The following is a 23,437-nucleotide window of genomic DNA, read 5'->3' as shown; positions in this document are numbered from 1 at the left end:
AATAAATACTATTTATCCTTTAACATAACTACTAATATATCATCATCAAAGTTATCTTTACCTGCAAAGTCTATTAACTCTTCTTCTAGCTTTCCTTGTAAAACTTCATGACCTATTTGGTAATTATCTTGAAGGAATTTCTCTAATCTAGATACCCCATATTCTTCTTTTGACTCATTTTTTATTTCTAAAATTCCATCTGTGTACATGCATAATAGTGAATAGTTTGATATATCAAAAGAGTTGTTTGCATATTCAGCTTCATCCATTATCCCTATTGGTATACCTTTTTTACAGTTTAAATTTCCTTCTATTTCTCCATTATTCTTTATTATTATAGGACTATAATGTCCTGCGTTGGATATTGTTATTTTATTTTCTTTTGAATTTATAACACTTACTAAACATGTAGCAAATACGTCCATTTTATCAAATTCATCATATAACATTTTATTTAACTTTGTAAGTATTTCTCCAGGTGTTTTATAATGATTTGCTAATACTTTAAAGGCACCTTTTATCATAGCAACCATATAGTTTGAAATCATACCATGACCCATAACATCTGCCAAAATATAAACTGTATTATCATCATCTACCTTCATAGCATAGTAGAAGTCCCCTCCAACTACTCTTGCTGGTCTATGATAGTAATCTAACTCTTTATTGTTACTTAATTCTAATTTAGCATCATCCATTATTAACTTTTGCTGTTTATTTAAAAGGTTTAATTCATTATCAAGTACTTTATGCTTTACTTCTTCTAAATTATATTTATACAGTTGCATACCTACTGATACTTGTTTTGCTAATATACTTAATATATTCAAATCATCTTTTGTATAGTTTTGACTATTAGCGCATACTATACATCCGATAACTTTATTTCTATATCTTAACTTATAATATATATAACTTTTTATAGTATCTTCTGACTCAGATTTTATATTTACATTATTGTGATATTCCCCAATTGATTTTCTCGCTTGGATACTTTCTAACATTGGATATAAGTTTATTTTATTTTTATCTTCAACATTGTAATAGTTAAATGCTCTATCTTTATAATCATTATCATCTACTAATATCAAAGCTTCTTTGCTGTTTGTCATATTACAAGCTTGTTTACTTAATTGCTCTAAGAATACTGTTATATTATTACTTGAATAAAGCTTTTTAGTTGCAGCATTTATTGAATTTATAGCACCTCTTAATTTATGTACTAAAAATTGCATATTATTGTTTTTAGTAGTTATTTCTATTGATAAACTAAGCAATGATGCAACAGATGATATAAAGTCTATATCTTGTTCACAGATACTATCATTTTTTGATAAAAAGCAAGTCATAAATCCAACTACTTTATCGTTTATTATGAAAGGAAATACTATTCTTCCCGTATAACCTTCTTTTATAGCTAAATCCCTTTCGTCTTTTGCTCTTTCCTCTTCAAAGACATTTTCTATATATATTATTTTCTTTTCTTCTACAGCTTCATGAACATATTTAGGATATTCATTAAAATCTATTTTAATACCTATTGGATTACTCATAGATTTTACTGGTGGTACATGATCCATAGGGAATACTTGTGGTATATACTCTAAAGTCTGAGAACACACCAAGTATGCGTATTTATAGTCATTTCGATAAAATAAATTAACACAAGCCTTAGTTGGATGAACAACTTCTAACATCTTGTCTACTATCTTATCTTTTATAGAATAAAAATCTGTTGAACTAGTTACCATAGCTGATATGTCTACTAAGTTTTTCATTCTATGGCTATCAGTATTAAAATTTTGCATATCACTACTTACCCCCTAATTTTATATAGTCTACTTTATATTACTATATATGTTATTTATAGTAAATATAAAAACTATTATAAAAGTTGCTATTATAATGGCATTAAACCCTGTTAATAATCCAATTATAAGCAAAGTAACTAACACATTTAATCCTGATTTTCCTCTCTCATCTATAGTTGGTATTTTAGGCATTTCTATATTATTTTTTATATTTTCAATACTTTCTCTCACTTGAGCTTCTAACTTTATCTTATATATTAAATAAGTCAATTCTACTAACAACATCCCCATTCCAAATAAAATCTCTATATTAAAAGATATATATAAAATAATTATTGCTAATAGTAGCTTTGTAATCTTTAAAAATACACTATCTAACTTTAATGTCATATTTCTTATTTCTCTACACTCTTCTCTGTAAGTATAGTCTGATGAAGGCATAGATTTCATCTTAGTTTTTACTATTTCAGAATAAAATAGCTTTATTATTCCATTTATCATATAAATTCTCCTTATCAAGTTACTTATTTTTATATAATCTATATTTCATCCATATATTTGTAATTTTTACAATTATAATATTTTTTATACTTGTCAATAATAAAATATATAGACTAATATACACTTTAAAAGGAGTGGTTTTAATGCAAATGGCTAATCTTGATTTAGAAACACGTAGTAAAATCTATAGCCACACAAAAAAAGTCCTCAGAAAATATCAAAAAGGTATTATAACTGGTAAGCTTACAGCTGATAAGTTTGCTGAAAATATACTATCTAATGAATCTATTAATGACATTTTAGATGAAAATCTTTTATCAGATGAAACCTTCAAACTATCTTATATAGACTATATAGATAAATTAATAAGTATGCAAAATGCTAATTTATCAAAAGGCAAAAAACATAAAAATAAATCTATCCCTGAAAAACCAAGTATTTCTCAAAAACTAAAATTAAAGAATTTGCTAAGCTCTAGTGAATATACATTGTCAATTCCTATAGAATACCTAAATGCTTGTGATGTTGATAATTTAATAAAATTCATAAGCACTGGTATTATAGATTTAGGTAATGAAAGAATTTATAATTATGTACATAAACCAGAGAAAGTAAATTAATCTAATATCATATATAAATTATTTTGATATTTTTTAAATAATAAAAAGTCTTCACCTAAATATTAAGTGAAGACTTTTTATTATTTATCCTAATGCTTTTTCTAGCTTAGATAAATGCTGTATTGGATAATATCTAAGAAGCTCTCTAAACTGTTCTACTGTAAGACCTTCTGTTGTTGTATAAATACGTATTTTTTCATCTAAATCTGCATTTATAAATTTAGTTTTTATTTCTTCAAAATTAACAGTCGACATTTATATTTCTCCTTATGTAATGTATTTTATTGTTATTTTATCCATTCAAAAATTTTTTATCCAATATATAAGTCATGTATTTTTTAATTTTATATAAAACTAAAGGAGCATCTAAAAGATGCTCCTTAATATATTAAAATAATATATTATTGTTGTTGTTGTCCTGACATTTGTTGTTCTGCCATTTCAACTAACTTTTTAGTCATGTATCCACCTACATAACCATTTTCTCTTGCAGTAAGATTTCCTTTGTCCATTTGTTGGTAATTTGTCATTCCAAGCTCATTAGCTATTTCTAATTTCATTTGATTTAATGCTTGTTTAGCTCCTGGAACTACTGTTTTGTTGTTATTGTTGTTGTTTGACATTGTTGACTACCTTCTTTCTTTTGATTTTGTTTCTTGGTAGTATTATATGAATTTATAGTTTTTTAATTCTAGGTAATATTTGTAACAATATCTAAATTCTTGCTAACAATAATATCCGGCTAAATAACCTGTTGAAAATGCTATTTGAAGATTAAATCCCCCAGTATAAGCATCAACATCAATTACTTCTCCTGCAAAAAATAATCCATCTATTAGCTTTGATTCCATTGTACTTGCATTTATCTCCCCAACTTTAACTCCACCTGAAGTTATTATAGCCTCTTCTATTGGTCTATATCTTTTTACTGTTAAATTAATATTTTTTAATAAATGTACTAATGCTTTTCTTTGTTCTCTAGATATTTGATGAACTACAGTATTTTCATCTATGCCACTTAACTTTATTATTACTGGTATTAATTTTTTTGGCAATAAGTCATCTAAAGAGTTTTTAAAGGCCTTGTTAGTATACTTTTGGAAATCTCTTTGTATTCTTTTATCTAATTTTTCTTCATCTAGTGCTGGTTTTAAATCTAGAACTATCTTATAAGTATTTTTTGATAAATCTTTCATCATACAACTAGCTGACTTTACAACTGGTCCATCTATACCATACTTTGTAAATTCTAATTCTCCAAAGTCATCGTATATTTTCTTATTTTTTCCGTTATATAACTCTATTTTTATATTTCTAAGAGATAATTTTTCTAATTCACTTACAAAACTTTCACATATTTCAAGCCCTATTAAAGAAGGTTTAGGATCTATTATAGTATGTCCATATTTTTTAGCAAATTTATATCCATCTCCAGTAGAACCCGTTAGAGGATAACTAACTCCTCCAGTAGCAACTATTACAGCATCGCATTGTATTTCTTTTTTGTTGTCTAATATTACTTTTTCTATTTTTTTATCTTTTGCTATTATTTCTTCTACTTTAGTATTTAATAACAATTTTACTTTTTTATCTATTACTTGTTTATGAAGTGCATTAGCTATATCATGTGCCTTATCACTTTCTGGAAATACTCTATTTCCTCTTTCTGTCTTAGTTTTTACACCTAAACTTTCAAACATATTTATAACATCTTCGTTTGTAAATGTATAAAATGCACTATATAAAAATTTACCATTTGTAGGTACATTTTCTATTAATTCTTCTATATCACAGTTATTAGTTATATTACATCTACCTTTTCCTGTTATTAATATTTTTCGCCCTACTCTATGATTTTTCTCTACTAATGTTACGTCTAATCCTCTATCTGCTGCAGTTGCCGCTGCCATCATACCAGCTGCTCCAGCTCCTATTACTACTACTTTTTTCAAATTTACACCTCTTCTATTTTAAGTAAGCTTAACTTTTTAATAGCTTTAAGTAACTTACTTTGCATCTAATTAATATATACTCATATTCATGTTTTAATTAATCTTATTCAATAAATAATAAAACTTACTATAGCTTAAATATCTTAAACAGAAATGGCACTCCACAAACTCCATAAAATACTACTATTGTATATCTTATATAATCAAATAAGTTGTTACTTGGCATAGTATATTTTAAGCCTAAGTAAACTAATCCTAAAGTTATTATTCCAAGTAAAAATCTACATATATTTTTAGCTATTTTATTATCTTTTTTGTTACTAAAGTTTATTTTATTTTTATTTTTTGATACTGTTTCAAACTGTATATATCTATCTTCTACTATATACCCTAGTACAAATCCAGTTAATAATCCAAATGATTTTATATAAGACGAACTATTTACTAAAAATGCAACTAATGCAAATGGTATTAACATTAAAATAAGACTTAGATATTTTTTTTCATTATCTACATAATCAAAAAATTTACTAAATATTACAGTAAATATTATCCCAAATCCCCATCCAAATATTACATCTATAGGCCAATGAACTCCTAGGTATAGTCTAGATATGCCTACTCCTAAAATTATAATAGCTCCTATTATACTAATCCATGTATTTTTGAATATAATTATTATACTTGTCCAAAATGAAGTTGCAGTTTGAGTATGTCCACTTGGAAATGAATATCCTGTTGCTGTTGATACTCTTTGAGACGTTATCCCTTCTATTCCTATTGGCCTTTTAGCCTTTATTACATCTTTTATTCCTGAATTTATGGCCACGTTTCCTACTAATGAAAATAATATCTTTTGACCATACTTTTTATTTATACACCAATACATTATTGTTGTTAATAAAACTATTACAGGTATTTCTGTACTTATAGTAAGTATTAAAAATAAAGTATCTAATACGCCAGATCTTAAAGACTGAAAAAATTGTAGTATACTTAATTGAATATCCATTTTATTTCCCCCTCCTAAGTACTTATCTTTTATGTAATTATACCTAACTTTCTTATTTATTTATACCCTTTACACAAAAATAGACTTAGCAACATTGCTAAGTCTTCTATATTATTCTTCTCCAACTATTCCTATATAAGGTAAGTTTCTGTATTTTTCTGCCCAGTCTATTCCATATCCTACTATAAAATTGTCTTCTATAGTAAACCCTACATAGTCTACTGGTATATTAGCTTTTCTTCTTTCAGGCTTATCTAATAGTGTACATAATTTTAATGTTTTTGGATTTCTAGTTTGTAGTACATCAACTAATTTGCTTAATGTTAATCCTGAATCTATTATATCTTCTACTACTAATACATTTTTTCCTTCTATATTAACATCTAAGTCCTTTAGTATTTTTACAACACCTGAACTTTCAGTTGATTTTCCATAACTTGATACACTCATAAAATCTATATTAACATCTAAGTCTATTTTTCTTATTAAGTCAGAAACAAACACACTAGCACCCTTTAGTATCCCTACTACTAATAATTCTTCACCTTTGAAGTCTTTTTCTATTTGTTTTGCTATCTCTTCTACTTTTTTAGCTATTTGTTCTTCTGTTAATAATACTTCTGTAATTTTGAACATTTCAGTCCTCCTGTTGTTTACGTATATTATAATAAAAACATTATACCATATAAGCACAAATATTAGAACATTTTTATAATTTTTTTAGTAATTGTTCAATATTTTTTTATTATTTAAATTTTTAAGTATATTTTTATTATTTTCTTAAAATTTCTTGCTATACATATTTTTCTATATATAGCTTTATCATTCGGTATTATTGTTTAATATTTTTATAAAAGCTACTAATAATTGATTTTTATATTATAATTAAATTGTAACTATTAACTACGGAGGTGTTTTACTTGAGTTTAAACCATGGTGCTAATTTATATGACTTATCAAAAAAATATGGATTTTCAAAAGAAGAATTTCTAGATTTTAGTTCTAATATAAATCCTTTAGGTGCATCTAATGCTGCTAAAGACGTTGTGATTAAAAATATAGATCAGGTTTCTATATATCCAGACCCTGATTACACAAATTTAAAAAATTCTATTTCTTCTTATTGTCATTGTAATAAAGAAAACATAGTATTAGGAAGTGGTGCAACAGAGCTTATTTCTTCATTTATAAAAACTATAAATCCTACTAAAGCTTTACTTTTATCACCTGCTTATTCTGAGTATGAAAAAGAATTAAAAAAGATAAACTGTAATATAGACAAATATTACTCAAAATATGAAAATGACTTTAAGATTGATATTGATAAATTAATAAATCACATAAATAGTAATAAATATAATTTGATTATTATCTGTAACCCTAATAATCCAACTGGTTTTACTTTCTCAAAAGCTGAGATAAAAACTTTACTTGAAAGTACTAATACTTTCTTTATGATTGATGAAACTTACATAGAATTTACAGATACTAAAGCTTTTTCTTCAACATCTTTAGTTGATGATTATAATAATATATTTGTTATAAGAGGTACTTCTAAGTTCTTCTCAACCCCTGGTATTAGACTAGGATATGGGCTTATATCTAATACTAGTGTAAAAGATAGTATATCATCTCATCTTGATTTATGGAATATAAATATATTTGCTACATTAATGGGTGAGGTTATGTTTAAAGATACACACTTCATAGAAAATACTATTAATGTTATGACTAAAGAAAGAGATTATTTATTTGATAATTTAAGAAATATAGATGATTTAAATGTTTATGATAGCCAAGGTAATTTTATATTATGTGAAATAAAATCAAAAAAATTAACTGCAAGTGAATTAAGAGATAAGCTTATTCCACATAAAATAATTATAAGAGATTGTGCTTCTTTTGATGGACTTAACGAGTATTTCTTTAGAGTTTGTATTTTAAAACCTGAAGATAATAGACTTTTAATAAATTCTTTAAATAATATATTTTAATAAAAAAACAAAAGTTATCTCAAAGTAAGAGATAACTTTTATTTTATTTTATTTTATTCTAGTTAATTTTACCTTTTTCCTTTTTCCTATTATAATAGGAACTTTCTCAACTTCAACAATACTAGTATCTATACCAAACCTCTTAGCTGGAGATACTGTTATTTTTTTTATAAGTATCTTAAAACCTATTATAAAACTATCCCATTTTGAAAGGTTACTTTCATTAGATAAATTTTCTTCTAACAATACAAATTTAAAATCTCCAACATTTTTCTCTAAATTGTTATCTATCATATATTCCTTTAGTGTAATTTTTAATTCTTCTGTAGATATTAATTCTTCTATTACTTCTCTTAAAAATATATTTACTGTTTGATTTACTTTAAATCCTAGTTCAAATTCTATCTTAAATATTTGATTAGGTATTATAGTATGAACCTTATAACTCATAGTATATGGCTCGTCAGTTACTCTTACGTTAACAAACCAATAGTATTTAGCACGTTTTGGTGATTTATTAAATATAGAATATAATATATTATCTTCTATATACCCCCTAGTGCTAGTTTGAGTTAAATACACTAGATGTGTTGAATATAGGGGCAATGTTGTATCTTCTATTATAGATTTAAATCTATCTTTATATTTAGATAGCTTGGTAAAATGATTGTATCTTTCCTTTATCTTTAATCCATATACCCATGAATACATAACAAACATTATAATAAATCCTATTAATACAGTTATATATCCTCCTCTAAAAAACTTAGATAAATTTGCATATAAAAAACTTAATTCGATTATTCCAAAAACAATTAAAACTAATACAGATCTTGTAGCTTTTCTATTGTTATATTTTTCATACTGAGATAATAATATGGTTGTCATAAGCATAGTAACTGTGATAGCAAGTCCATATGCAGCTTCCATATTCTCAGATTTTTTAAAGTATAAAACTAACAATATACAGCCTATTCCTAATGTAAAATTAATTACTGGTATATATATTTGACCTTTTTCCTCATTTGGATATTTAATTAATAATCTAGGAAAAAGATTTAATTTTATTGCCTCTGATATTAATGAAAATGCCCCAGAAATAAGTGCCTGACTTGCGATAATTGCTGCTATTGTCGCTATTATGACCCCTGGTACAATAAACCACTTTGGCATTATTAAGAAAAATGGATTATTTATTACTACATCTCCTTCTCTTAACATAAGCCATGCTCCTTGTCCTAAGTAATTAAGTATTAAACATACCTTTACAAAAAACCATGTATAGTATATATTTTTTCTTCCACAATGTCCAAGATCAGAATATAACGCTTCTGCACCTGTTGTACAAAGAAATACTGCTCCTAAAATATAAGTACTTTTGGGATTTTCAATTAATAATTTTATTCCATAATAAGGATTTATAGCTTTTATTATTTGTGGATTATTAATTATTTGAGATATACCAAGTATAGCTAACATAGAAAACCATAAAAACATAATAGGACCAAAAAGCTTTCCTATCTTCATAGTTCCACAGTTTTGAAAAGAAAATAATAATATTAATATTGATACTACTATAATTAATATCATATTAAGACTTAGTGGAAATATCATTTGTAACCCTTCAACAGATGATGTAACAGTTACTGGAGGTGTTATTATCCCATCTGCTAAAAGTGATGCTCCGCCTATAACCGCTGGTACAATTGCCCATTTAGCTCTTTTTCTTACTAAAGTATATAATGAAAATATTCCACCTTCTCCGTTATTATCCGCTTTAAGAGTTAATATTACATATTTTATAGTTGTTTGAAGTGTTAATGTCCAAATAACAAGTGATATTCCTCCTAATACTAAATCCGTAGAAACCTGTCCTTTATTAGTTGATAATATTGAATTCATAACATATAAAGGTGATGTACCTATATCTCCATATACGATACCTAATGCTACTAATAACGATGCTATACTTACTTTTTTGCTTTTCATAATTGATTTACCTTCTTTCATAATCACAATCCGCTAGTTTCGTCTATTACAAGTTATTAAAAATAACCTATAATAAGGCTCTCATATCTTTGTTATTAATTTAATATGTTATGACTATACCTTGATAATGGACTTAGTCTAGCAAAGTAGTCTTCTTCTGTCAAATGTCTCTTTTGTTAAGCATTTCATAATTTTTAATTATAAGAATATAGACAAATAATTTTTTTAGTTTTTTTAATATTTTTCAAATTTAAATTTAAGTTTAACATTGCAAAAGCTAAGTTTAGCTTGTTTTAAACAAATAAATATTTAAATTGATGATTTTTAATATTTTCAATATGTAAATTAAAGAATTTTTAATTATAAGGTTTATTTTTATAATATAATTAGTTTAAATATAAAAATATTTATGACTTTTCATACAATATTAATTTGTTAGGTTTATATTTTATGATTTTTAAGTGAAATGTTTTATTAAATAAAAAAGGCTACCTCATAAGAGGTAGCTATTTTTTTTAATTGCTTAAGCAACTTTATTTGCTTTTTTAGACATTTTAGTGTTTATATGATCAACAACTGCTGCTATAGCGTTATCTCCAGATACGTTTGCAGCTGTTCCGAAACTATCTTGAGTTAAGTATAAAGCTATCATTAAACTTGCAAGTCCACCATCTGATGGTATACCTATCATTGGTAAGAAAGGTAATGCACTCATTATAGCTCCACCTGGTGCTCCTGGTGCTGCAACCATTGCTATTCCTAACATTAATATGAATGGGAATAAAGTAGTAAAGCTATGATCCATATTGTTCATCATAAGTACTGCAACAGCAAATGATGTAACTGATATTATACTTCCTGATAAGTGAATTGTTGCACATAAAGGTACACAGAATTCTCTTATTTCTTTGCTTACTCCATTGTTTTTAGCACATTCTACATTTACTGGTATAGTAGCTGCTGAAGATTGAGTTCCTACTGCTGTTAAGTAACCAGGTATTTGGTTTTTTAACATTTTGAAAGGATTCTTCCCTGTAACTATTCCTGCTGCTGTAAATTGTATTGTTAAGTATATTAAATGTAGAGGTATTACTATTAAGTAAACTCTCCAGAATACTCCTAATATAGACCAAACTTGTCCAGCAAAAGTTATATTAGCAAATGTTCCTGCTATATATATTGGTAATAAAGGTATTATTATTGTTGATAATACTTTCGTTACAATTTCTTGGAACTCTTGGAATATATTATGTAAAGTTTGCCCTTTACCATTGTTTCTAAGAGCAGATATACCTAGACCCATTGTAAATGCAAATACTATTGCAGCAGTTACATCTACCATTGGTGATAAAGGTATACTAAAGAATGGTGATAACATACCTGCTTCAGGATCACCTATTTGTGAAGCAACACTTGCATCTATAAAAGATGGGAATATTAACGATGCTACAGCAAATGCTAATGTTCCGGCTACTATTGTAGACCCATATGCTATTCCTGTTGTTATCCCTAATAATTTTCCTGCACCTGTTGCTAAATCTGCTATACCTGCTGTAACAAATCCTATTATTATAAATGGTATAACGAATTTTAAGAATGCAGAGAATAAACTACTTGCAGTTACCAGAGTTTTAACTATAACTTCTGGTGCGAATTGTCCGATTAATATACCGGCTATGATACCCATAATAAGTTTAGGAACTAATCCTATTTTTTTCATACGATCTTTCTCCCCCTGTCATTTTTTTCCCCTTGCAAACTTATAATAAAACATTTTTCTATTCTAGTCAACGTTTTCCTAGATATTTTTTTGTTTTTTTTGATTTTTTCTTTATTTTATTTTATTTCTAACTTTTTATACTTTTTTTATTAAATCGCTTTTCTTTATAATTGAAATTTTCTTAATTTTCTTTCTATATAGTGTTAATTTCAATATTATTTTTTTAAATTTACTTTTAAATTTTTTATAATAAAAAAAGATAATTTCATAAAATAGAAACTATCTTTTTTATTCTTTTCACTTATTCTTTATAATTTTAAATAATTTTTATTTTATATCTACATATATATATCTGATAACTCTAATTTTACCTTTTCTTTTAATTCATCTTCTATTATATATTTATCACATCTATTTTCACTTATTTTAATTATAGGTATTTTTATTTTAAAGGTTGTGCCTTCATTTAATTTTGATTTTATATCAATTTTTCCTCCATGTGCTTCTACAAATAGCTTAACAATAGATAATCCTACCCCACTTCCTTCATTCTTTCTAGTCATGGTATTATCTATTTGATAAAATATATCAAATATATGCTCTAACTCTTCCTCATTCATACCTATTCCTTTATCTTTTATTTCAATCTCAACATTATCTTCTAACGTTGATACATTGACATTTAAAGTTCCACCATTGTATGAAAATTTAATTGCATTTGACAATAAATTAAGTATTGCCCTTTCCATTTTATCAATATCAACAGCTGTTATAATTTCCTCGTCAGTAGTATCAAATATAATATCTAAATTTTTAGATTTTGTATATGGTATTACAGATAAAGTTATATCTTCGATTAACTCAACTATATTTACATTTTGTAAATATGGTTTTGTATCTACACATTTAAATTTTTGAATATCAATTAAATTATTTATCAACCTTAGCAATCTATTACAATTACTTTCTATAATTTCATAATTATTATTACTTATTATGAATTCATTGTTTTTAGATTTTGATTTTGAAAGCTGCATTACTGATGAGATAACAGTAATTGGCGTTCTTAGTTCATGACTAATATTAGATGTAAAGTGTGCCTTTAATCTGCTTAATTCCTCGCCTTCATCAATTAATCTTAAAAGTTCTTTTTCATATTTCATTTTATAGTTAGTATAAGATATTAAGGCTATTACCATAGCTACTAGAACTAAAATAATAGAAATTACTACTAGTATATAATTTTCATGTTTTTTATAAATTTCTATTGGATCATTTACTATTACAGATCCGTCTGGTAAATCATGCTTTTTTATACCAAATTCTTTCATTACCTCATAATCAAATATATACTTATTTGCATTGTCATCACCTATATAAATTTTTTTATCACTTTTCCCAGATAAAATTGAATTTACTATTTCCCCAGCTTTTTTAGCCTGATTATATGGACTTACAACCTTACCACCTATAGTACCTTTCCCTATACTATGTTCAAATGAACTATATATAGGAACATCTTTAGTTAATGATTTTATAAGCCCAATTGTATCTTCGTGTCCTAAATTAATATTTTCAAAATACCCTGGATAAAAAGTTATAATTGCATCACTACTTTCTAGTTTTTTTAACTTTTTCTTAAAATCATTAACATCTATATTGCGAGTAACTACCTCATGTAAATTAATATTATTTTTTTTATATTTATTTTCATAATAAGATATATCTTCTTTTGTTAATTCACTTTTATATCCAGACATAAAGTAAATATTTTTTACACCTTTGTGAAATTTAGATATTAGCTCTATATTTTTATCTATTGATGATACTTCCTTTACCCCTGAAACCATATCATAAGACAAAGCCTTTTTTATAAGTTCTTCATTTTCTATTGCAAAGAATACAATAGGAATATCCTTAAATAAATCTTCTCTATATTTTATAGCAAATTCTAATGCATCATCATTTTCTACAATAATACCATCAAAATTTTTATAATTTCTTAGTCTATGGCTTAGTAACTCATAAAATTCTAATTCATGCTTTGGGCTATAATTATATTCTGAATTCATATACTCAGTTTGTAAATTTATATCATGGCCTAACCCACTTACAATTCCACTCATATATTCATCAAAGTTTAAAAAATTAGGATTTCCTGAACTAATAAATAAAATATTTCTTTTTCCTTCTGAATATATATCTTTTGTATATATTCCCAATATCAAAATAGTAATAAACAAAATAGTAATAAAAATGAAACTTAGGTATTTACACTTCCTCATGATTATCACCTACTTTTGCCAAAATTTTAATTTATATATATTAACTATATGTTTTGTTAATTTATATTTTTTCGACTTATGATACTTTATTATATCATCTGCATTTATATTTTTTTGTCGAAACTTGTATTCAAAAATATATATAATACTATTTTCACAAGTTTTTGTATAAATTAAAAGAAACGGCATAATAGCCGTTTCTTAATCTTTTATATTAAAATTGACATCTTCTATGATATTTGAATTCTTATCTGTTTTGATGATAACTTTATATTTTTCTATTTCTTCATTTATTATTCCCAAACTCCATATTAAAATAAATAAATCATCAATAAAACCAAATAACCCAAGTATAATCTCTGGTATAAAATCTATACCTAATATTAAGTAAAGTAGTCCTACTATTAATGCAAATATTACCTTTGCTTTACTCATTATACTAACTCTACTTTCTTTTAATAAATCTGGTAATTTAAATATATTTATAAAAAACATAAAACCAAATTTAGCTTTTCTAAATCTTACTAATGTTACCTTTAAAAAATTTAATATTTTATCTATAATATTCATAATATTATCACTCCTAAGTTATAAAAAATATTTATTATCTATATATTAGCATTATTATAACTTATATGATATTTTATATAAATATATTAGACTCAATTTGTACTATAGTAAACTTATTCCAGCTTCGTAACATTCTTCTATCATTTCTTTTGGCCAAACTCCAACTTGTACTTCTCCTATATGAGCTTTGTTTAAGAAATACATGCATATTCTAGATTGACCAATTCCTCCACCTATAGTATATGGTAGTTCTCCTTTTAGTAATGCTTGATGATAATCTAAGCTTCTTCTATCATCGCATCCACTTTCTCTTAATTGTCTATCTAAACTTTCTTCATCTACTCTTATTCCCATAGACGATAATTCTAATGCTCTACCTAATACAGGGTTATAGAATAATATATCTCCGTTTAATTCCCAATCATCATAATCAGGACTTCTTCCATCATGTTTTTCACCATTTGAAAGTACTTTTCCTATTTGCATTAAAAATACTGCCCCTTTATCTTTTACTATTTTATCTTCTCTTTCTTTTGGAGTTAACTCTGGATATAAATCTAATAATTCTTGAGATGTTATAAATGTTATCTCCTCAGGAAGTATTTTTTGTATTTCTGGATATATACTTTGTACATGTTCTTCAGTTTCTTTAAATACTTTGTAAATCTTTTTAACTACTTCTTCTAATGTTTCTCTATTTCTTTGTTTTTTATCTATTATAAGTTCCCAATCCCATTGGTCTACATATATAGAATGTATGTTATCTAATTCTTCATCTTTTCTAATAGCATTCATATCTGTATAGATTCCTCTTCCTGTAGGTAATCCATACTTTTTAAGAGCCATTCTTTTCCATTTAGCTAATGATTGAACTATTTCTGCCTTTTTACCTATATCAGGTACCTCAAAGCTTACAGCCTTTTCTATTCCATTTAAGTTATCATTTGTACCAGTTTCAGGTAATACAAATAATGGCGATGATACTCTAGTTAACCTTAGCTCTTCACCTAATCTATGTTCAAAAAAGTCCTTTAAATCTTTTATAGCTTCTTGCGTTTGTATTATACTTAGTTTTGTTTTATATTGTGTTGGTATTATTAAACTCATTTTTATTATCTCCTTTTATTTTTTTATTTAAGGAGTATGACGTCATACTTACTTTAAAACTTAATTAACTATACTTAAGTTTAGTTATTTTTATCCATAGCCTGGCCTTGGCTACATACAAATCTATGAAATTCGGCATATAAAAAAGCCCTTCATCCACTATATATAAAATATAGGGACGAAAGGCATATCTTCCGCGGTACCACCCTGATTAGCTTAATAATAAGCTCACCTTAATAATGTAGCAAGAATAATCTTAGTACATTCCAATTCGATAACGGGTTGGTTCCGTCTAAGCCTACTTTTGTTTCGGTTAGCAACTCCAGGATGTTCTTCAATATAGCCTTCGTGTTGGACTCTCACCGCCACCAACTCGCTTTGACTACGTACTATATCTACTCTTCCTTTCATAGTCTTTGTTATGTTATTGTTAATGATATATTATTATAAATTTTCTGTCAAATCTTTTTTTTATATATATTTTTTTACTACTTTTTATTTTTAAGTATTATATTAATAATAGCTTTATTTTTATAGTAATTATTTATTTAACCTTATATTTAATTAGAAAACTAATATAAAATGTAAATTAATGATTTTTTTAATTAATATTTTTATACTAATTTATATACTAATAAACACAAAAGTTTAAATTATTTCTTATTATATACTATGATAATATTGTAAAAAGTTTCATACTTTATTTAATAAATTTATTATTAACTTAATTTAATCATTATCATTTATGACATCTCCTCTTATTTTGTCAGCTCTTACTATCTTGTAGTTTTTGAATAAAGCATATCCTATATATCCACCTAAAACACTCACTACTATACATCCTGCTGCTGCTATTAAAACTTGTATTGGTGGATTGTAAGCAAACATTATAGCAAACCCAGCTATTGGTGTTGCTGTACCTGGAGTATTATTTACTAGTTGCATTAAAGCTACTATAACACCAGACATTGCCCCTCCTATAAAGTTTGTCGTATATACTGGTATTGGATTTGCAGATATTATATCTGACTGTGTAAGTGGCTCTATTGCTACTGATATTGTATCTTTTTTAGAACCAAATTTCATCTTTGAGAAGAAAATAAAATTCATAAATGAAGAACCAAATACTGCTAATGCACCTATGGCCATTGGAAGTCCTGTAAGACCTATTATAGATGTAAGTGCCATAGAACTAAGTGGTGCTGTTGCAACAACTGTTATAAGTCCACCAAGTATAATACCCATTATTATTGGTGATGTATCTGCTGCCTTTATTAAAACTTGACCTATTTGAAGTAAAGTATTATTTACTATAGGGTCCATTCCCATAGCTATAGCTCTACAAAGTGGTGCTCCTATAACTATGATTACTATTAAATCAAGTCCTGCTGGTACTTTTTTCTCAAAGAATCTAACCACAAAAGATGTTAAGTAACCTGCTATAAACCCTGGAAGTATACCAAATCCTGATACAGATAAACCTACAAGTACAGAATATACTGGTGATACTCCTAAAGCTAGAGGAACAAGTATTGCAGCTGCTACTCCTCCCATAGAACCATTTGCAGATCCTACACTTTCTAAAAACTTAAATCCTAATACTTCTCCAAAAAATGAGAAGTGGAATGCTTCAACTAAGAAACTTGCGCAAGCAGCACTAGCTAATGCTCCCATGGCTTTCATACCATATGGTGCTTTGTAGCTAAATAGAGTAAATAGTGCAAGGACTACTAAAAGTAATCCAGTACCCATTAATATTTCCATCATATTATTTGCCTCCTAAGCTGTCTTTTTTCTTAGTTTAGTTTTTACATTATTTTATTACTTATTCCTCTTTCTAGTAATTAATTTTAAAGTAAATAAAAACAACCCATATATGAGTTGCTTAAGAATTTTTCTTTATATATATTTTTAATAATTTTATAAGTAATATAAGTGCGTATAATACTAATCCTAAAATACCTATGATTATAGCAAAGCAAATTAAAACTATAGGAACAGCTACCATTTGTATATCCATTTTATTTTCACATGTAAAAGGATATCTCTTAAATTGAGATATCCTTTAAATTTTAGCTTTAATATTAAAATTAGAAATTAAAAGTCTTATCTACATGATTTTTTATTTCTTCTGCTGTTGATAATGATAATACTTCATCAGCAAATTTTTTCATATCTTCATATTTAACTGAAGTTATGAATTTTCTAGCAGGAAGTATTGATATTGGACTCATTGAGAATTCATCAAGTCCCATACCTAAAAGTATTGGTATCATTCTTTTATCTCCTGCAGATTCTCCGCACATTCCAACCCATTTTCCTTCTTTGTGTGCATTATCTATAACCATTTTTATAAGTCTAAGTACAGCTGGGTTGAATTGGTTGTATAAGTGACTTATCTTTTGGTTCATTCTATCTACTGCACAAGTGTATTGTATAAGGTCATTAGTTCCTATTGAGAAGAAGTCTACATGCTTAGCTAATATATCAGATATAACAGCAGCTGATGGTATTTCTATCATCATACCTACTTCTACATCTTTAGAATAAGCTATACCTTCTTTATCTAATTCAGCTAGTACTTCTTTTATAATTTCTTTAGCTGATAATAATTCTCCTAATGAAGATATCATAGGGAACATTATTCTTAATCTTCCGTGTACACTTGCTCTATATAATGCTCTTAATTGAGTCTTAAATATTTCAGTTTTATCTAAACATATTCTTATAGCTCTATATCCTAAGAATGGATTCATTTCTTCATCCATTTTAAAGTATGGAAGTTCTTTATCTCCACCTATATCTAATGTTCTTATAACTATAGGCTTATTATCCATTCCTTCTAAAACTGCTTTATAAGCTTCGTATTGCTCTTCTTCAGTTGGGAAAGCATCTTCCTTGTCCATATATAAGAACTCTGTTCTGTATAGTCCAACACCTTCAGCATCGTTATTTATAAGACCTTCAACATCCTTAGGGCTTCCTATATTTCCAGCAAGCTCTACATGCCTTTCATCTAAAGTTATAGATGCTTTTCCTTTTAATTGTTGTAACTCTCTTTTATAATCTTCAAATTCTTTTTTAAGTTTAGTATATTTTTCTATAGTTTCTTCATCTGGATTAACTATAACTTCACCAGTATCTCCATTAAATACTACAAAATCTCCATCTTTTATAGTTTGTGTTGCATCATTAAGTCCTACAACTGCTGCTATTTCTAATGTTCTAGCCATTATAGCAGTATGAGAAGTTCTTCCTCCAATATCTGTTAAAAAACCTAATACCATTTTTTTGTTCATAGTGGCAGTATCTGAAGGTGTTAAATCGTGAGCTATTAATATAACTTCTTCTTCAAGACCTGCTAAATCAACTACTTTTACACCTAATATATGTCTAAGTACTCTATTTGTAACGTCTTTTATGTCTGCTGCTCTTTCTCTCATGTACTCATTGTCCATAGATTCAAACATAGCTACAAACATTTCTTTTATTTCATTTAATGCAAAATCAGCATTTACTTTTTCATCTCTTATTTTATTAGCTGCAGAATCTACTAATTCTGGATCTTCTAAAACTAATAAATGAGATTCAAATATTTGGGCTTCATGCTCCCCTAATTCCTCAAAAGCCTTTTCCTTGACCTTAGTTAATTCCTCTTTTGAAATTTCTACAGCCTTTTGTAACTTTAGTACTTCCTCTTCTACATTATCTATCGACTTTTTTTCTATAACTAATTCACTATGTTCTACTATTAGTGCTTTTCCTAGAGCGATTCCAGGAGATGCTCCTGTTCCTTTATACATAGGTAATCCTCCTAACGATGCATTTTGAAATTTATATATTATTTATTTTCTATACCAAAGAAAACCTCGGCAAGTTCCCGAGGTTTATTTAACTACTCCCCAAATCCACTTTCTATTAATTCAGCTAATGCATTTACTGCAGCTTCTTGATCTTCACCATTAGCAACGATTGTTAACTCGTCTCCTTGAGCTAATCCTAAACTCATTATACCCATTATTGACTTAGCGTTAACTGTCTTTCCTTTAGCGTTAACTTCTACTGTAGATTTGAACTCAGCAGCTTTCTTTACAAACATTCCTGCTGGTCTAGCGTGTAATCCACTTGCATTTGTTATAGTTACTAATTTTTCCATTGTGAAACCTCCAATAAATTTCTTCTTTAAATATTGTTTATAGCTAATTTTTGCTATAATCCTTAATAATTATTTGTTATGCATATAATTATTTTATATGCCCTAAAAGCCTACCTACTAAAATTTTTAATAAAGACTTTTTAGTTTTTTAATTAATAGTATATTTATTAAAAATTCTCTTTAATGGTACTTTATTATTTTACAACAATGGAACGATTTTGTCCAATGGTACTTTTTATGTCCCACCCTGAGAAAATTTAACTAACCTTGTGTTTTAAAATCTTTCAAGAAATAATTGGTAATTATTTTTGCCAATTTATTTTTTTGTAAAGAAATTATAGCTAATGTTTCTGCATTTAATTTATGGCTATTATTATCTGTTATATTTTTATTAACAGTTTCTACTAATTTATTAAAATCATATAATTTTACTCTGCTTATATTATTTTCTTCAAGTTTCTTTTCATATATAGCATAAAATAAATCTTGATATGAGAATTCTTTTTCTAAATTAAGTAGCTCCCCAACTCTAGGTATAACACTTTCTAATAGGCATCTAGTACTTGCCTCTCTTTTTATACCTAGTACTGTACAAAGGTTTTCTATAGTTTCTTTATCTATATGTTTTAATTTATAAAAACAATATTCTTCATCATACTTATAATCTGCATTAAAATAGTATTTAATACCTTCATATCTATTGTAGGCTTTCATAGTGTCTAAATATCCTAAATCTATATTTCTCTTTACACTATCCTTGTCTTTATTTAAAGAGCCTCCTAAATACTCTGATGGTATTATTGTTTTTATATTTATATCTTGATGCTTGTTTAAATTTTTCTTACCCAAAAAGTCATCTAATAATCTTATTACAACTAAATCTTCATATCCTTTATCTACTAAAAGGCTTATTGGCATATTATCAAAAAACATACCATCTAAATAAAGCTTATCATCTATTTTATCTAATTTAAATATAGGTAAACTTGCACTTGCTATTAAGTAATCTACTAATCTACCTTTTGGTATTTGTTCTAAGTACATAGGATGAGGATTTATTTTTTTATCCCAAGTAACTGTAACTAATCCAAAGTCACGTTTAGAGTTTCTAATTGCATCTTCGTTTAAGGTATCTTGGAGTAGTTTTTTAAGTGGACTTATATCAATACCTTCATTTTTTCTAGCTTTATTCATAAGCTCAATTACAGTATTAAAACTTTTGGTTGTAAAATCTACATTTTTATATTTTTCATATGTTTCTTCGTCTATATTCATAAAATGAGTATAGTCGTATTTCAACCAAATTTCCTCCATTACTTCTATGTCATTTTGAAGTATATAGGCTCCATTTAAAGCTCCTATTGATGTACCTGCTACACCATTAAATTCAATACCTAAGTCTATTAAAGCTTTGTAAGCTCCTATTTGGTAGGCACCTTTGGTACCTCCACCTTCTAAAATTAAACCCTTCATTATATCACCTATTTTATAAAGAAAGATATATACTTTTAGTAATTACATTTTATCATAAAAATAATAGAAAAGTATATATCTTTCAAATATTTTATCTTACTTCACTTATTGAACCTATTGTCTTTACATGCTTGTTAAACATTCGCTCTTCTATTTTAGATAAACTTACTTTATCCATTATATAATTATTTGAATCTATTAAATATATTCTCTTATAACCACTCTTAAAAAACGACATACATATTTTTTTTATATCATCATCTTCTTCACATTCAAATATATATGGCTCAACAACTAAGCTATATTTACTTCCCCTTAATTCTCTTGTCATTTGTTTATAATTATTTAAAAAATCTTTAGCTTCACGGCTACTTATATACCCACTAACTTCTATATGAACAATTTGCCTCGTCTCATCTATATTAGCTTTTATCATATAGTCCCCTCCTTAAAATTAAGTTTTATACACTATATGAATTTCAAACTACATTAGTGATTTTATGTCTAATGAGTCTTTTATAAGATTATCTATTTCTAGTTGTAAGCTATCTATTTCCTTATTGTTATTTATATTATGTATTATTAATTTTGATAAATTTTCTATTTTATGATAATTATCATCTTTAAATATTTTTATTTTCATTACTTTATTTGGATAATAATCATAAATATTTTTACTTATCTTTTTAGCATTTATTTTATAATATCTATCATATATATTTGAGTTTAATATGCCAACTATATACTCTTCTGAAAACTCCTTTTTATATTCTTCTTTTATAAAAAATGAGTATACATCTGCACTACAAAAACTATTATTGTAATCTATTGCAAATTTATTTTGAGAAGATTTATAAGGATACATTATTTTTATTTGTTCAAATAAATTTTTATCTCTTCCCCATTGAAGTTTATACCACTTTCTTGTGTTGTTTACACATTCTCTTCTTTTGCATAGTTTATCTTTATATTTTCCTATTATTTCCCCTATTTCTAACTTATAATCATTTTCGTCTTTTATATCATCTGAATATATTAGTTTATAGTTGCTACTTGAAATTGTGTATTTATTTATATTTTTATTTTTTATCCAGTTTCTTAATAATTTCTTATCTACCTTGTTTATTTTTTCATCTTTTATATCTAGTACAAAAGCTTTGTCACATCCTGTGATTATCCCTTGAAAGCTTGTAACTATATCTTCTAGAATATAATTACAATTATTTTGTATTTTATTATATAGTTTTTTATCATTTTCATTTAATATAATCCAATTTTCATCTAGGTTTTCTTGGTCTATGTAAAATTTTTCGAATTTATTATTTTTTAGTAGATATCTTAAATCTTCTATTTGCATATTTTCATTTACTGGTTTTAATATATCTATTTTGCTATTTTTATTTAAATCTTTAACTAAAGTTAGTATACAACTACAAATTCCTATATTTTTAAATACAGAAACTCCTAAAAAATCTATAATTTCTTTTATGTATGTATTTTTTGATATATATTTTCTTAAGTGTTTTCCTGACGGGCTTTCTATAAAGTACCTAGGAGTTATTAAGCTACATACTCCACCTTTTTCTAGTAAATTTATGCACTTTTCATAAAAACAAAAATATAAATCAGATTTATCTCTATATGTATTTTTATATTCTTTAAGTAGGAATTTTTTATATTCTTTATCTAACTTTTTATGACCTATATATGGAGGATTTCCTATTATGTAATCAAATTTTTCATTAAAGTTATGCTTTAAGCTATCAGTACAGTATATATTTAAATTTTTAACCAATATGCTATCGCTCTTTTTATTTAGAGACTCTATTAGTATATCTATTGCATCTTTATCTATATCGTATCCATATATACAATTACTTAATATATGACTATGAATATTTTCCAATATAAATTTATCTCCATATAGTTCATTTAATTTTTCTATGTTATTTTCTATTAATTCATATAGTACATCATAAGCTTTTAACAAAAAATTACCGCATCCACAAGATATATCTAATACCTTTGGACACGGGTTATCTATTATATCATGTTTTTTTAATGTATTTTCAAGTATATAATCTACTATTTCTCTTGGTGTATAGTAAATTCCCTTTTCTTGTTTTTTTAATGTATCTAAGCTATTTTCATAGTTTTTAGATACTACAAAATTATCCCCCTTAGTGTGTTTTTCCATCTTCCCCTCCAAATTTTAATATCCCCCTTTTTATTGTAGCACATATAATT

21 protein-coding genes and 1 other annotated feature are annotated in these 23,437 nt (G+C 26.2%); of the genes, 2 read left to right on the top strand and 19 right to left on the bottom strand.

Translation table 11 applies throughout. From position 1 onward, the window contains the following. Positions 1-8: 8 nt before the first annotated feature. Positions 9-1,808 carry a GAF domain-containing SpoIIE family protein phosphatase gene (locus I4U66_RS03460; protein ID WP_092924074.1) on the bottom strand — a complete coding sequence of 600 codons (1,800 nt, stop codon included), beginning with the start codon at positions 1,806-1,808 and terminating at the stop codon, positions 9-11. Between the two features lie 30 nt (positions 1,809-1,838). Then, entirely contained in the window at positions 1,839-2,312 is a 474-nt protein-coding gene (locus I4U66_RS03455; RefSeq protein WP_092924071.1) for a hypothetical protein, read from the bottom strand. 143 nt (positions 2,313-2,455) lie between these two features. Between I4U66_RS03455 and I4U66_RS03450 the strand changes: the two genes are divergently transcribed. After that, positions 2,456-2,932, top strand: coding sequence for a hypothetical protein (locus I4U66_RS03450; protein WP_092924068.1), 477 nt, complete (start codon positions 2,456-2,458; stop codon positions 2,930-2,932). 84 nt (positions 2,933-3,016) lie between these two features. Here I4U66_RS03450 and I4U66_RS03445 read toward each other — a convergent pair whose 3' ends face one another. From I4U66_RS03445 to hpt, 5 genes are all read right to left on the bottom strand, one after another. Then, a complete protein-coding gene (locus I4U66_RS03445; protein ID WP_092924065.1) occupies positions 3,017-3,187 on the bottom strand; it encodes a hypothetical protein in 171 nt (56 codons plus the stop codon). A 146-nt stretch (positions 3,188-3,333) separates the two neighbouring features. After that, positions 3,334-3,555 (bottom strand): alpha/beta-type small acid-soluble spore protein, encoded by a 222-nt coding sequence (locus tag I4U66_RS03440; RefSeq protein ID WP_166505919.1) that lies wholly within the window; start codon positions 3,553-3,555, stop codon positions 3,334-3,336. Positions 3,556-3,657: 102 nt separating this feature from the next. Further along, the gene (locus I4U66_RS03435; RefSeq protein ID WP_166505920.1) at positions 3,658-4,884 is read right to left on the bottom strand and encodes an NAD(P)/FAD-dependent oxidoreductase; all 1,227 of its coding nucleotides are present in this window, start codon (positions 4,882-4,884) and stop codon (positions 3,658-3,660) included. A 127-nt stretch (positions 4,885-5,011) separates the two neighbouring features. Then, positions 5,012-5,896 carry a phosphatase PAP2 family protein gene (locus I4U66_RS03430; protein WP_092924056.1) on the bottom strand — a complete coding sequence of 295 codons (885 nt, stop codon included), beginning with the start codon at positions 5,894-5,896 and terminating at the stop codon, positions 5,012-5,014. A gap of 111 nt (positions 5,897-6,007) precedes the next feature. Next, entirely contained in the window at positions 6,008-6,532 is a 525-nt protein-coding gene (gene hpt / locus I4U66_RS03425) for a hypoxanthine phosphoribosyltransferase (RefSeq protein WP_166505921.1), read from the bottom strand. A gap of 284 nt (positions 6,533-6,816) precedes the next feature. Here hpt and I4U66_RS03420 point away from each other — a divergent pair, with 284 nt between their 5' ends. Continuing rightward, positions 6,817-7,890 carry a pyridoxal phosphate-dependent aminotransferase gene (locus I4U66_RS03420; protein WP_195928493.1) on the top strand — a complete coding sequence of 358 codons (1,074 nt, stop codon included), beginning with the start codon at positions 6,817-6,819 and terminating at the stop codon, positions 7,888-7,890. Between the two features lie 48 nt (positions 7,891-7,938). Here I4U66_RS03420 and I4U66_RS03415 read toward each other — a convergent pair whose 3' ends face one another. From I4U66_RS03415 to I4U66_RS03365, 12 genes are all read right to left on the bottom strand, one after another. Then, positions 7,939-9,879, bottom strand: a complete 1,941-nt coding sequence (locus I4U66_RS03415) for a KUP/HAK/KT family potassium transporter (RefSeq protein ID WP_243278784.1) — start codon at positions 9,877-9,879, stop codon at positions 7,939-7,941. Positions 9,880-10,402: 523 nt separating this feature from the next. Continuing rightward, entirely contained in the window at positions 10,403-11,599 is a 1,197-nt protein-coding gene (locus I4U66_RS03410) for a dicarboxylate/amino acid:cation symporter (protein WP_092924044.1), read from the bottom strand. Positions 11,600-11,937: 338 nt separating this feature from the next. Then, positions 11,938-13,884: a sensor histidine kinase gene (locus I4U66_RS03405; protein ID WP_207743613.1), complete on the bottom strand. Its 1,947-nt coding sequence runs from the start codon at positions 13,882-13,884 to the stop codon at positions 11,938-11,940. Between the two features lie 201 nt (positions 13,885-14,085). After that, on the bottom strand, positions 14,086-14,454 hold the full coding sequence (locus I4U66_RS03400) for a YkvA family protein (RefSeq protein ID WP_166505925.1): 369 nt from the start codon (positions 14,452-14,454) through the stop codon (positions 14,086-14,088). Positions 14,455-14,556: 102 nt separating this feature from the next. Next, on the bottom strand, positions 14,557-15,561 hold the full coding sequence (gene asnA / locus I4U66_RS03395; RefSeq protein WP_195928490.1) for an aspartate--ammonia ligase: 1,005 nt from the start codon (positions 15,559-15,561) through the stop codon (positions 14,557-14,559). A gap of 171 nt (positions 15,562-15,732) precedes the next feature. Then, positions 15,733-15,981, bottom strand: a binding site (T-box leader). 309 nt (positions 15,982-16,290) lie between these two features. Then, complete coding sequence (locus tag I4U66_RS03390) at positions 16,291-17,328, bottom strand: PTS sugar transporter subunit IIC (protein ID WP_330617293.1); 1,038 nt, start codon at positions 17,326-17,328, stop codon at positions 16,291-16,293. A 118-nt stretch (positions 17,329-17,446) separates the two neighbouring features. Further along, positions 17,447-17,581: a hypothetical protein gene (locus I4U66_RS14815; protein WP_271892550.1), complete on the bottom strand. Its 135-nt coding sequence runs from the start codon at positions 17,579-17,581 to the stop codon at positions 17,447-17,449. Between the two features lie 70 nt (positions 17,582-17,651). After that, on the bottom strand, positions 17,652-19,364 hold the full coding sequence (gene ptsP / locus I4U66_RS03385; protein WP_092924029.1) for a phosphoenolpyruvate--protein phosphotransferase: 1,713 nt from the start codon (positions 19,362-19,364) through the stop codon (positions 17,652-17,654). A 92-nt stretch (positions 19,365-19,456) separates the two neighbouring features. Further along, positions 19,457-19,717, bottom strand: coding sequence for an HPr family phosphocarrier protein (locus tag I4U66_RS03380; protein WP_092924026.1), 261 nt, complete (start codon positions 19,715-19,717; stop codon positions 19,457-19,459). 261 nt (positions 19,718-19,978) lie between these two features. After that, positions 19,979-21,190 carry a patatin-like phospholipase family protein gene (locus I4U66_RS03375; RefSeq protein WP_092924022.1) on the bottom strand — a complete coding sequence of 404 codons (1,212 nt, stop codon included), beginning with the start codon at positions 21,188-21,190 and terminating at the stop codon, positions 19,979-19,981. Positions 21,191-21,281: 91 nt separating this feature from the next. Then, a complete protein-coding gene (locus I4U66_RS03370; protein ID WP_166505927.1) occupies positions 21,282-21,626 on the bottom strand; it encodes a hypothetical protein in 345 nt (114 codons plus the stop codon). Between the two features lie 48 nt (positions 21,627-21,674). Next, the gene (locus I4U66_RS03365; protein ID WP_242977254.1) at positions 21,675-23,399 is read right to left on the bottom strand and encodes an Eco57I restriction-modification methylase domain-containing protein; all 1,725 of its coding nucleotides are present in this window, start codon (positions 23,397-23,399) and stop codon (positions 21,675-21,677) included. Positions 23,400-23,437: the final 38 nt, after the last annotated feature.

The organism is Romboutsia sp. D33t1_170424_H2 (assembly GCF_015669105.1).
Taxonomy (GTDB): Bacteria; Bacillota; Clostridia; order Peptostreptococcales; family Peptostreptococcaceae; genus Romboutsia_C; species Romboutsia_C hominis.
Note: the sequence above shows the minus strand (reverse complement) of the source record. Positions and strands in the feature narration are given on the sequence as shown.

Coding starts and splice junctions, on each gene's coding strand:
- I4U66_RS03460 (WP_092924074.1), bottom strand. CDS start 1,808: ATGCAAAATTTTAATACTGATAGCCATAGAATGAAAAACTTAGTAGAC.
- I4U66_RS03455 (WP_092924071.1), bottom strand. CDS start 2,312: ATGATAAATGGAATAATAAAGCTATTTTATTCTGAAATAGTAAAAACT.
- I4U66_RS03450 (WP_092924068.1), top strand. CDS start 2,456: ATGCAAATGGCTAATCTTGATTTAGAAACACGTAGTAAAATCTATAGC.
- I4U66_RS03445 (WP_092924065.1), bottom strand. CDS start 3,187: ATGTCGACTGTTAATTTTGAAGAAATAAAAACTAAATTTATAAATGCA.
- I4U66_RS03440 (WP_166505919.1), bottom strand. CDS start 3,555: ATGTCAAACAACAACAATAACAACAAAACAGTAGTTCCAGGAGCTAAA.
- I4U66_RS03430 (WP_092924056.1), bottom strand. CDS start 5,896: ATGGATATTCAATTAAGTATACTACAATTTTTTCAGTCTTTAAGATCT.
- hpt (WP_166505921.1), bottom strand. CDS start 6,532: ATGTTCAAAATTACAGAAGTATTATTAACAGAAGAACAAATAGCTAAA.
- I4U66_RS03415 (WP_243278784.1), bottom strand. CDS start 9,879: ATGAAAAGCAAAAAAGTAAGTATAGCATCGTTATTAGTAGCATTAGGT.
- I4U66_RS03410 (WP_092924044.1), bottom strand. CDS start 11,599: ATGAAAAAAATAGGATTAGTTCCTAAACTTATTATGGGTATCATAGCC.
- I4U66_RS03405 (WP_207743613.1), bottom strand. CDS start 13,884: ATGAGGAAGTGTAAATACCTAAGTTTCATTTTTATTACTATTTTGTTT.
- I4U66_RS03400 (WP_166505925.1), bottom strand. CDS start 14,454: ATGAATATTATAGATAAAATATTAAATTTTTTAAAGGTAACATTAGTA.
- asnA (WP_195928490.1), bottom strand. CDS start 15,561: ATGAGTTTAATAATACCAACACAATATAAAACAAAACTAAGTATAATA.
- I4U66_RS03390 (WP_330617293.1), bottom strand. CDS start 17,328: ATGATGGAAATATTAATGGGTACTGGATTACTTTTAGTAGTCCTTGCA.
- I4U66_RS14815 (WP_271892550.1), bottom strand. CDS start 17,581: ATGGATATACAAATGGTAGCTGTTCCTATAGTTTTAATTTGCTTTGCT.
- ptsP (WP_092924029.1), bottom strand. CDS start 19,364: ATGTATAAAGGAACAGGAGCATCTCCTGGAATCGCTCTAGGAAAAGCA.
- I4U66_RS03380 (WP_092924026.1), bottom strand. CDS start 19,717: ATGGAAAAATTAGTAACTATAACAAATGCAAGTGGATTACACGCTAGA.
- I4U66_RS03375 (WP_092924022.1), bottom strand. CDS start 21,190: ATGAAGGGTTTAATTTTAGAAGGTGGAGGTACCAAAGGTGCCTACCAA.
- I4U66_RS03370 (WP_166505927.1), bottom strand. CDS start 21,626: ATGATAAAAGCTAATATAGATGAGACGAGGCAAATTGTTCATATAGAA.